Raw genomic sequence first — 9,941 nt, forward strand, 5'->3', positions numbered from 1 at the left:
CGTTGACGCCACCCAGAGAGGCTCGCACAGATATGAACGGCCGGACAGGGGAGAGGGGGTGGCCATGGCGGCAGACGAACAGAAATTCGACAAGATCATGGTGGATCGGTCGGAGGGGTTCGGCGAGCGGCTGCTGGGTGTGTTGCTGGATCGCGCTCACGAGATGCCGCCGCAGCTGATCGCCCCCCTGGTAGCGGAAGAGATCGGCAGGATCGGTGGGCGGGACATCTCTATCCTTCTGCAGGACTATGAGCAGCTGGTGCTGACGCCGCTGCCGGGCAGGAGCCTCACGGTCGGGGAGCCTGAGCCGATCGACGGCTCCCCGGCCGGCACGGCATTCCTGCGCGCGATGACCGTCGAACAGCCGCAAGACGGCGGTATACGGATGTTCCTGCCTCTGCTGGACGGTAGCGACCAGGTGGGCGTGCTGGCCCTCACCCTCGACACCGTCGATGATGATGACCGGCGGTTGCTGCGGCGGCTCGCCGGCCTCGTCGCCGACATGCTGGTCACCAAAAGCAGCTACACCGACCAGTTCTTCCAGGCCCGGCGTCGCGAACCGATGAGTGTGGCCGCGGAAATCCAATGGTCACTGTTGCCCCCGCTGACCATGATCACCCCGCAGGTCGCGGTAGCCGGTGTCCTTGAACCCGCCTACGACATCGCAGGCGACAGCTTCGACTACGCTCTCAACGATGACATCCTGCACGTGGCCGTTATCGACGCGATGGGTCACAGTCTGGACGCCGCAGTGCTGGCAACGGTCGCGATCGGTGCCTACCGGCACGCCAGACGTGCCGACATCGGGCTTGCCGAGCTGTACATGTTCATGGACGCAGCCATCCACAGGCAGTTCGGACCCGACCATTTCGTCACCGCACAGATGATGCGTTTGGATATCGGAACTGGTCATCTACAATGGGTCAATGCGGGTCATCCGGCAGCGCTACTGATCCGCGACCATAGGGTTATCCAGGCGCTGGAGAGCCCGGGAACCCTGCCGGTCGGATTCGGTGGTGACATACCGCAGGTCAGTGAGCAGACGCTCTTGCGCGGCGACCGGGTGCTGTTCTTCACCGATGGCCTCGTCGAGGAGCACGAAAAGGGCGGAGAACAATTCGGCGAAGAACGCCTGATCAACTTTATTGAGAATATCCGGGGTAAAAGCATCCGGGAGATGGTCCGAGATCTGTCCCATGCACTGATGCGGGAAAGGAGCGGAATCACGACCGACGACGCGACTCTCTTCCTGATCGAGTGGCGCGGGGGCACCGCCGACCATCTCGCCCGCATAGATATTTAACCAGGAAGACGTTGATGGCGCCGATCGTCTCAGGTTCCGTCTCAATCGTGCGTGTCCGCGGCTGTTCGCGGCGATAGGGCAGCGTGCCCGACGCGCGAAACGAACGGCGACGGAGCGCGGTGAACCCGCCACCGCGGCACGAAAAAGCAGACAGTCGGAGCCGAGTCTCCGGTCCGGTCCGGTCCGACCGGCAGGCCGTGCCATTCGCGTGCCAGTAGCAACGTCGACAGAGGGCACAGGACCGCCGTCGACCTGGGCAGCGCCCCGTCCACGCCCTGGCAGGCGCCGCAGGCCGCACAGGTTTCCCGAGCTCGTGACGCGTGTAGGGCCGTGCTGCGAGTACAGCCATCCGTAAGGCCAAGCCCACGAACACCGGCGGACATGAGCGGAACCCGTCAGGGGGTTGTATCCGAGCCAGCTCCGCGTGGACGCAGTGCTGTCTACCGTCGCTGGCCGTCCAAGGACCTTTTCGTCTCCGACCTGGTGAAGGAACTGGCGGCGGGTGCCGTCCCGGGTATCGAACGGGACGAGATAGAGCTGTTCCGACGTGTCGTGCGCGCACACGAGGACGGGTTCAGCACGCCGCAGGGCCGGCAGGATCTGATTACCGAGCTGTTCCGCGAACTGGCTCTGCTCGACTTCGAGGTGCTCCGGACGTCGGCGGGGTGGCGGACCTACATCGCCTTGCACGCCACGTTCCTGAGCCTGCCCGACGGAGGGCTCCGTGAGGAGGTCCGCGAGGCTCTCGCCCAGTCCCAGCGCGACCATGTCGCTCGCGTCGCGCGATCCTGGGTGCAGCTCACCCAGGTGTTCGGCTACCGGCTGCGCCCTGAGCTGGAAGCCACGTTCGACACGATGGTGAACCTGTTCGACGCGACCCTTCGGGGGTTGTACCTCGTATCCCTCGCCACTCCGGACGTCGCCGAGCGGCGACTGAACGCACGCCCGTTCGGGGCTTCGGGCACGGAGGAATGGTCGCTTCCAGCGATGGGGCTCGCCAGTGTCGCGATGACCTTCCTGGAGCCCGACCCGACTGTTGTCTGGAGCGACGAACGGAGCACGGCGGTGCGTCAGGCACTGGCGCACTGGACGATTCCCGACACATAAGCCGCCATTCCCAGCCCAGGACGACCGAGGCGACAGGAGCCCCCATGGCGACCCCCGCAATCCGCGCGGTCGGTCTCGGTAAACGCTACGGTAAATTCCACGCACTGCGCGATCTTGATCTCGAGGTTGCTCCCGGCGAGGTCGTCGGCTGTCTGGGGCCCAACGGCGCGGGGAAGACCACGACGATCCGGCTGCTTCTCGGATTCGCGCACCCGACATCCGGACGTGCGGAGATCTTCGGGCACGACTGCCAGCGACGGAAGACACAGGCCCACCGTCATCTCGCCTACGTTCCGGGCGAGGCGAGCCTGTGGCCGGAACTGACCGGAGCCGAAACGCTGTACCTGCTGGGCCGAGTCCAGGGCCGGGTGGACGCCGCCTACCGCGACGAGCTTGTCGAACGGTTCAGCCTCGACCCGTCGAAGAAGGTGCGGGCCTACTCCAAGGGCAACCGGCAGAAGGTGCTGCTGATCGCCGCCCTGATGAGCCGCCCCGACCTGCTCGTGCTGGACGAGCCGACCAGCGGGCTGGACCCGTTGATGGAGCAGGCGTTCCGGCTCAGTGTCACGGAGGCCCGCGACGCGGGCCAGAGCGTGTTCCTCTCGTCGCACATCCTCAGCGAGGTCGAGGCCCTGTGCGACCGGGTCGGAATCCTGCGCGAAGGGCGGCTCGTCGAGATGGGAACGCTCGACCAGATGCGTCACCTCGCGGAGTTGGCCGTCGAGCTCACCTTCGACCGGCCGCCGCCCGACCTTGCCCGCGTACCGGGCGTGACCCGGGTCGTGGTGGACGGCCACCGAGCCCTGCTGGGGGTACGGGGGCCGATCCAGCCCCTCCTCGACGCCCTTTCCGGTACCAATGTCCAGGAATTCCTCAGCCGGGAGCCCTCCCTGGAGGAACTGTTCCTCGCCCACTACGGACCGGACGAAGCCGAACGCGACGAGGGGTCGCCGGAACAGCTGACGCGGCAGCGGGCATTGGCATGACGGTGCTGCCTCTCTCGGTGCCGCGTGGCGCGTGGCGCGTGGCGCGTGGCGCCCTGAGCCCGGCGGGCGGTGACGCACGCCTGGTCGTGGGCGGTCGGGTGGCCCGTGCCGCCGCCCGGTCAGGCGCGCTGTGGGGGTGCGTGTTCGGACTGTTCGTCGTCGTGCAGACCGTGGCGTTCACAGCGCAGTACGACACCCAGGCGGCCCGCGACCAGATGGCCGCCACCTACGGCACGGAGGGTGGCCTGACCGCGGTCCTGGGCCAGCCGGACGCGCTCAACACCGTCGCCGGCTGGGCGACCTGGCGCTTCGTGGGCATCCTGGGCCTGCTCGGGTCGGTGTGGGGAGTCCTGCTGGTGACCCGCCTGCTGCGCGGCGAGGAGGAGTCCGGACGCTGGGAACTGCTGCTGACCGGGCAGACAACCCCGCGCCGCGCGGCCGGTCAGGCGGCGACGATCGCCGCCGCCGTCCTGGGAATCGGGTACGCCCTGCGGATGGCCGCCAACACCGACCGCGGCCTGCACTGGCTCGGCTGGCTGAGCCCGCTGGGATGGGTGGAGCGAATCCGCCCGCTGAACGACCCGAACCCGGTCGCCGTGGTCCCCGTGCTCGCCCTGACCGTCGGGGCCACCGCCGCGGCGGTATGGCTGGCGGGGCGCAGAGACGCCGGGACGGCGATTCTCCCGGAGCGGCACGCCGGACCGCCGCGGGTGGCGCTGCTCGGCGGCCCGGTCAGGTTCGCGGTCCGCCAGACGCGGCTGGGCGCGGCCGGATGGCTATTCGCGATCGCGGCGTTCGCCGCCCTGTTCGGCGTGGTCGCCGACTCCTCGACGCAGGACGTCGACGGATCACGGGACATCGAGGAGGCGATCAGCCGACTCGGCGGGCACGGGTCACCGACCGCGGTCTACCTCGGGCTCATCTTCCTGGTCGTCTCGTTTCTGGTCGCGCTGATCGCCGCCGGCCAGGTCAGCACCCTGCGCGCCGAGGAGGCCGCCGGGCAGCTCGACGCCCTGCTGGTCCGTCCCGTCAGCCGGGCCCGGTGGCTCGCCGGACGCCTGGCGGTGTCCTGCCTCCTGCTCGGCTGCGCCGGCGTGGCCGCCGGCGGCGGCGCCTGGGTCGGTACCGCCGGCCAGAGCGACGGGATAGGCGCCGGGGATCTGGTGACGGCCGGGGTGAACATCGTCCCGCCCGGCCTGTTCCTGCTCGGCCTGGGCACCCTGGTCTTCGGTGGGTGGCCCCGCGCTACCCGGCCCGTTGTCTACGCCTACCTGACCTGGGCTTTTCTCATCGAGTTCTCCGGCGGCGCCGTGCGTCTCCATCACTGGCTGCTGGACACCTCCGTCTTCTTCGACGTGTCCCCCGCGCCGGCGGGTCCCCCGGACTGGTCGAGCGCCGCGGTCCTCAGCGGCCTCGGGATCGCGGGGGCCGTGCTCGGCGGCTTCCTCTTCCGCCGCCGAGACCTCCGCGCCGCGTGAGCGCCGAAGCCCCGGACCGTACCGCGAGCAAGCATGAAAGGCTCGACACGTGACAGTGTTGATCGTGGTGGAGTCGTGTTTCGGCAACACGACCGCGGTGGCTCATGCCGTCGCAGCCGGTCTGACTCGAACCGTCCCGCTGGAGACGGTCAGCGTCATCCACCCTGCCGAGGCTCCCGTGGCCCTGCCCGGCGACGTCCGGCTCCTGCTGGTCGGCGCCCCGACCCACGCCTTCTCACTTCCCCGGCCGCAGAGCCGTAGGGAGGCCGGAGAAAAAGGGGCGCAAGACGTCGACCTCCCCGGAGTTCGCGAGTGGATCGAGAGGGTGACACCGTCCAAGGATCTTCACGTCGTCACCTTCGATACCTCGATCAAGACCAGGTTCGTCCCTGGAACAGCGGCCAAGGCCTCGTCGAAAGCGCTGAAGAAACGAGGGTTCCGCCACGTCGACCGTGGACCAGGTTTCTTCGTCACCGCCACCGAAGGGCCCCTGGCGGACGGGGAACGCGAGCGGGCCGAGGCGTGGGGGATGCAGCTCGGCCGAGACCTGAACGGCTCGCCGGGCCGCACCGGCAACAGCACCGGCTGACCGCCACCATCCAGGTTCCGGGCCTCTGATGGGACGTACCGGGTCGCCGTGAGGCAGGCTCGGTGCTGGTAGCCGCTGGCAGCCACAAAGCGTCGGCTCAGCTCTCAGCGGGGGGGATGTTGGGGTTGAGCCGGAAGCGGTTTTCCGGGTCGTAGCTGCGCTTGACCTGTCGAAGGCGCTCGACGTTGCGTCCCCAGGCTCGTGCCCGGGCGGCGTCGTCGAGATCGGCGTCGCCGCCGAAGTTGAGGTAGGTGCCCGACGCGGCCCGCAGTGTGACGGCCTCGTCGTAGGCACCGCGCACCCAACGGATGTTCGCGTCGTCGTCGGCCGGGTCCAGCCAGTTTCCGTCGAGGCTCAGCATGTGCCGGGCGCTGCGATCGCCGAACGCGGTTTCCGTCGCCCCGACCCGCGACATGGCGCCTCCCAGGAGAGGCACGTGCACCAAGGTCGTCGGGTGCGGGCGGTCCTGGCCGACGCGGACCACGAACGCGGTCGCATCCTCGTCGAGTCGGTCCAGGTAGACGGACTTCCAGTAGCTCTGCAGCCCGCCCTTCGGGAAGAACGGGTCGAGGGAGGACTGCGCTGTCCGGTACGACAGCGCCTGGCTCATGTCGGCGAGCGGCGCGCCGAAATCGGCAAGCGCCCGACACGCCCGCTGACCCTCGTCCGGGTCGCCCGCGTACAAGGCGGCCGTGATGAACACGTCGCGGTTGTGTACAGCGGGCGGGAGTGCCGGCGACGCCGGCAGCGACCACATCATGGCACGGCTGGTGACCTCGTCGGGAACGGTGGACGTCCAGTCCCCCCAGCGGGGGAGCACCTCGGCAGCGGCGTCGATCGGGTAGACGACCATGCCGTTCCAGACGACCGGACCGAGCGGATAGGCCTCGAACTCGAAGGACACCACCACGCCGAAGTTGCCGCCCCCGCCCCGCAGCGCCCAGAACAGGTCCTCGCGCTCGGAGGCGCTACACCGCACGACGTCGCCGCTGGCCGTCACGACCTCGGCCGCACGCAGCGCATCGCAGGCCAGCCCGTACTTGCGGTGCAACCAGCCGATTCCGCCACCGAGCGTCAGACCAGCCACACCCGTGGTCGACACCACTCCCCCGGGTACCGCGAGCCCATGCAGCTGCGTCTCACGGTCGACGTCGCCCCAGGTCGCACCACCGGCCACCCGCACACGCCGCTGTTCCGGGTCGACCCAGACACCCCGCATCGCCGACAGGTCGATCATCAAGCTGTCGTCGGCCGTGGAGGTCCCGGCGATGCTGTGGCCGCCGCCGCGGACGGCGACGAGCAGGTTTCGCGTCGCGGCGAGGCGGACGGCGTCGACGACGTCGGCAGCCCCGGTACACCGGATGATCAGACCTGGCCTGCGGTCGAGCATGGCGTTCTGGATGACCCGCACGTCGTCGTACCCGACGTCGTCCGAGGTCAGAACCTGCCCGCGGAAGATCGCACGGATCTCCTCGACCGTCTCGTCCGAGAGCGTCTGCCGCTGGCCTTCCAGCGTGAGCACCTGTGCCGACATGGAGCGCTCCTCCCCCTTGCGCTCGCCGGTGTCCACTGGTGAGCACCGGTCTGCGTCACTCACCCCTACAGGGTCGCGCTACGACCGGGTCGTCGCAAAGCGTGCCGGTACAGCAACCAGGCGTTGCCGTCGCGGGTGGCAGGTCAGACCGCGACGATCTGATCGTCCTGCGTCATGGTGCCCACACACGCGACGAGGACGAGCCGGCCTACCCCGGGAAGCACCTCTACAGGAGCACACCGAGGAAAATGAGCAGGATCAAGGGGAGAAGGCCGACAAGACTCCAGGTCAGAGAGGAACGGGCGGCCTGCCGGGCGCCAGCGAGATCCCCCTGAATACGTCGCGGCTCGACCGTCGCCGACCTGTTGATCGCAACGATGCCGCACGGCGGGAAGATCAGCGTGACGATGATCGCCAGCCAGAGAAACGAGTGCACCGGTGGAATCATCGTGGGGCCTGGCCATCCATAACCCCACCACACGCGGTGGGGAGCCCCGTAGCCCGCTTGCGGATAGCCATGGACCGGATAGCCAGGGCCATAGCCGCTGTGGGGACGAAACCCAGGCGTCCAGCCGCCAGGGCCCGTCCCAGCGGTTGTTCGCCACAGCTGCCATGGGTCCTGTCGCTCATGCCCTTGCCGTTCATCCCACAGGCTCGGTTCCTGCTCCGGTCCGGTACCGCTGTCCGCGCCGGCGCGCGCCTGCGCGGCGGTCTCCTCAAAGTCTTCGGCCGGGGCGGACGGGACGTCCCAGAGCCCGCCGGCAGGGTGGCCGCCACGCGTCCGGTCCGCGTCGCCGGTGTCGGCCCGCCTGTCCTCGGCCGCAGTGTGCCCTCGTTCGGATGTTCCGTGCCGCCCGGTCCGCGACGCGGCGAGATGGCGGTCGTAGTCCGTCCGCAGATCACGTAACACCTCGTACGCCACGTTGATCAGAGCCATCTCCGCCACGTCGGTCCCGCCGGTCCGGTCCGGGTGACGGGCCCGTGCGAGGGCCCGGTAAGCCTCCTTGATCTCCGCGTCCGATACCGACGCTGAGATATTCAGCATCTCGTAGGCGTTCTGGCCGTGCAGCGCCCGGAGCATGCGGGCCAGCCGGGTCAACGCCCGATCCTGCGGACCACGTCGGCGCGGTAGCAGGCGAGGGACCAGTGAGCCGTCGCGAGGCTGTGCCCCGGCGGGATGTGCATGCGGCCCGCCGCAACCGTCACGGTCCGTGGGCCAGCGAGGATGAACGTGACAGCGTCCATGGTCGTGGCGGTGCCCTCGTAGTGCCAGTCGGCGCGCAGGATCTGCTCTCCGCGGACGAAGGGCTCCTGTAGAAGCTGCTGGACGAGGGGCGGTAGGTTGCCCAGCACCTCACGCTCGCGGCTACTCAGGCTCGTGCTCGGCGGAGCCCCGTACGGCAGATGCCCGTCGGCCGTCGACGTCGACGATGCCGCCGGCGGTGGGGTGCCGGAAGCGCGGGCGCCGGGACGATGATCGATGTTCTTCCTGCGGACCGTCGCCGGATCGATGACGTAGGTGCTGACGGAGTAGCTGCGCGTGCCGTTCGGACGGGTCGTGGGTTCGGCGACGCAGAGGCCCAGGCTTCCGAAAGCGACCGCCTTGACCCGCCCGTCCGTCTGGGTGATCGCCCACCATGCCTGGATTCGGCCGGCACGTTCCTCCACACGGGAGCGGATCTCGGAGTCGAGCATCCGCCAACAGGCGTCACGCAACGGGAGTGAGGCGAAATCGAACCCGTGCGCGGCGAAGACCGGCGGAACCGGAGGGTCTGCTCCACGGATATCCGCGGCCGCGGACCGGAAAGGCTCCACAGCGGACGGCGTCGACGCATGCGGCCGAGGACCACGTCGGTCGGGATCATCGATCAGGGGAAGGCGGTCGGGGGGCATACGCGATATCACCTCGCCTTTGACCAGACAGGACCGTGCACTGCTAACGCGCCGGCGGCTCCTTGCGGGGTGGCGGCTGCCGGTCGAGGCCGATCCGAACCTGCAGGCCAAGATGCTGTTCCAGCAGATGTTTGAGTTCTGGATCCTCGATGAGCCGCAGCCGCTCCTGTTCACGGGCATCCGCCCTGGCCTGCCGTTGCGCGGAGCGCTGTGCACGTTCCATTACCTGCTCTGCGCGGCGAGCCCAAGCCTCGATCTGCCACCGTTCCCGGACGAGGTCCTGACGCTGCCGTTCCTGCGCGCGCAGGAACTCCGACCACAGTGATCGCCGACGAGCCACGATACATAGCGCATCAGAACGTGCGCCGACTGACAAGAGTCGATCGCACATGGACCAACTCCGAGACGGTCCGACCCCCATCGAACGCATGGGGTAGCAGTCGGCCCGGATGGATGGCTACGAGGTCATCACCGGCCCTGAACTGCACATCTCGGCCGACCCGGCGCACCGGTGGGATACTGCCTCGGCTGACAAGACGAGGCAGGTTCGCCGCTCCGCCGCTGTGGCGGCCGGTAAGGAGCGGCGGTATGCCCTGCGGGAGGTGCCTGAGCACACGGCCAACGGTGTTGTCGCCGAGACGTTCATGACCGCGTGGCGGCGCTTCTCCGAGGTGCCCGACCCTCGTTGCCCTGGCTGCTGGGTGTCGCTCGCAGGGTGGTGGCGAACCAGCGCCGCGGCAAGACGCGTCTTGCGCGGCCGCGGCTGACCATACGGGACGAGACGGAGCCGGCCGGGGGCAATCCGGTACGCCTAGAGCGCCGGTCAGGTAGTCAGGCTGCCTGTTGATCGTTCCTGTGGCGGGCGATGACGTGGAGGTTGTGGACGACGGCGGTGCGGCGTAGGTCGAACAGGTTCTTGCGCTGTCCGTGGTAGCGAGCGCGGCGGCCTTGCCAGTGGCCGACGTGGGCGAGGGTGTGTTCGACCTTGGTGCGTTCGCGTAGCCGGGCGCGGCCGGTTGGTGTCGCCTGGCGTTTGCGGAGTTCAGCCAGG

The 9,941-nt window shown here is 68.7% G+C and carries 10 protein-coding genes and 1 pseudogene; 7 read left to right on the top strand and 4 right to left on the bottom strand.

Annotation, left to right across the window (positions count from 1 at the left end; all coding sequences use genetic code 11):
• Positions 1-64: 64 nt before the first annotated feature.
• The 5 genes from E0504_RS41315 to E0504_RS50850 all read left to right on the top strand — a co-directional run bounded on the left by E0504_RS41315 (position 65) and on the right by E0504_RS50850 (position 5,463).
• Positions 65-1,303 carry a PP2C family protein-serine/threonine phosphatase gene (locus E0504_RS41315; RefSeq protein ID WP_112109188.1) on the top strand — a complete coding sequence of 413 codons (1,239 nt, stop codon included), beginning with the start codon at positions 65-67 and terminating at the stop codon, positions 1,301-1,303.
• A 381-nt stretch (positions 1,304-1,684) separates the two neighbouring features.
• The gene (locus E0504_RS41320; RefSeq protein WP_131627073.1) at positions 1,685-2,410 is read left to right on the top strand and encodes a TetR/AcrR family transcriptional regulator; all 726 of its coding nucleotides are present in this window, start codon (positions 1,685-1,687) and stop codon (positions 2,408-2,410) included.
• Between the two features lie 44 nt (positions 2,411-2,454).
• Positions 2,455-3,396 carry an ABC transporter ATP-binding protein gene (locus tag E0504_RS41325; protein ID WP_112109181.1) on the top strand — a complete coding sequence of 314 codons (942 nt, stop codon included), beginning with the start codon at positions 2,455-2,457 and terminating at the stop codon, positions 3,394-3,396.
• Positions 3,393-4,874: a hypothetical protein gene (locus E0504_RS41330; RefSeq protein WP_131627075.1), complete on the top strand. Its 1,482-nt coding sequence runs from the start codon at positions 3,393-3,395 to the stop codon at positions 4,872-4,874. Before E0504_RS41325 ends, E0504_RS41330 begins: the two co-directional genes overlap by 4 nt.
• A 49-nt stretch (positions 4,875-4,923) precedes the next feature.
• Positions 4,924-5,463 carry a hypothetical protein gene (locus E0504_RS50850; protein WP_160144375.1) on the top strand — a complete coding sequence of 180 codons (540 nt, stop codon included), beginning with the start codon at positions 4,924-4,926 and terminating at the stop codon, positions 5,461-5,463.
• 97 nt (positions 5,464-5,560) lie between these two features.
• On the opposite strand, the gene E0504_RS41345 is transcribed toward E0504_RS50850, so the two are convergent.
• The 3 genes from E0504_RS41345 to E0504_RS41355 form a co-directional block, all read right to left on the bottom strand.
• Positions 5,561-6,997 carry an FAD-binding oxidoreductase gene (locus tag E0504_RS41345; protein WP_112109189.1) on the bottom strand — a complete coding sequence of 479 codons (1,437 nt, stop codon included), beginning with the start codon at positions 6,995-6,997 and terminating at the stop codon, positions 5,561-5,563.
• 226 nt (positions 6,998-7,223) lie between these two features.
• Entirely contained in the window at positions 7,224-8,096 is an 873-nt protein-coding gene (locus tag E0504_RS41350; RefSeq protein WP_131627077.1) for a CD225/dispanin family protein, read from the bottom strand.
• Positions 8,093-8,692, bottom strand: coding sequence for a hypothetical protein (locus E0504_RS41355; RefSeq protein ID WP_112108243.1), 600 nt, complete (start codon positions 8,690-8,692; stop codon positions 8,093-8,095). Before E0504_RS41355 ends, E0504_RS41350 begins: the two co-directional genes overlap by 4 nt.
• Before the next feature lie 217 nt (positions 8,693-8,909).
• On the opposite strand from E0504_RS41355, the gene E0504_RS41360 reads away from it, so the two are divergent.
• Complete coding sequence (locus E0504_RS41360; protein ID WP_112108244.1) at positions 8,910-9,215, top strand: hypothetical protein; 306 nt, start codon at positions 8,910-8,912, stop codon at positions 9,213-9,215.
• 124 nt (positions 9,216-9,339) lie between these two features.
• Entirely contained in the window at positions 9,340-9,657 is a 318-nt protein-coding gene (locus E0504_RS41365) for a hypothetical protein (protein WP_071062143.1), read from the top strand.
• A 64-nt stretch (positions 9,658-9,721) separates the two neighbouring features.
• Here E0504_RS41365 and E0504_RS41370 read toward each other — a convergent pair.
• A pseudogene (locus E0504_RS41370) lies at positions 9,722-9,941 on the bottom strand (IS5/IS1182 family transposase); the annotation flags it as partial.

It is taken from the genome of Parafrankia sp. BMG5.11, from assembly GCF_004337455.1.

What these genes read in the sequence shown, in the direction of transcription:
- E0504_RS41355 (WP_112108243.1), bottom strand. Translation starts at nt 8,692, where the DNA reads ATGCTCGACTCCGAGATCCGCTCCCGTGTGGAGGAACGTGCCGGCCGA.
- E0504_RS41345 (WP_112109189.1), bottom strand. Translation starts at nt 6,997, where the DNA reads ATGTCGGCACAGGTGCTCACGCTGGAAGGCCAGCGGCAGACGCTCTCG.
- E0504_RS41315 (WP_112109188.1), top strand. Translation starts at nt 65, where the DNA reads ATGGCGGCAGACGAACAGAAATTCGACAAGATCATGGTGGATCGGTCG.
- E0504_RS41330 (WP_131627075.1), top strand. Translation starts at nt 3,393, where the DNA reads ATGACGGTGCTGCCTCTCTCGGTGCCGCGTGGCGCGTGGCGCGTGGCG.
- E0504_RS41365 (WP_071062143.1), top strand. Translation starts at nt 9,340, where the DNA reads ATGGATGGCTACGAGGTCATCACCGGCCCTGAACTGCACATCTCGGCC.
- E0504_RS41320 (WP_131627073.1), top strand. Translation starts at nt 1,685, where the DNA reads ATGAGCGGAACCCGTCAGGGGGTTGTATCCGAGCCAGCTCCGCGTGGA.
- E0504_RS41325 (WP_112109181.1), top strand. Translation starts at nt 2,455, where the DNA reads ATGGCGACCCCCGCAATCCGCGCGGTCGGTCTCGGTAAACGCTACGGT.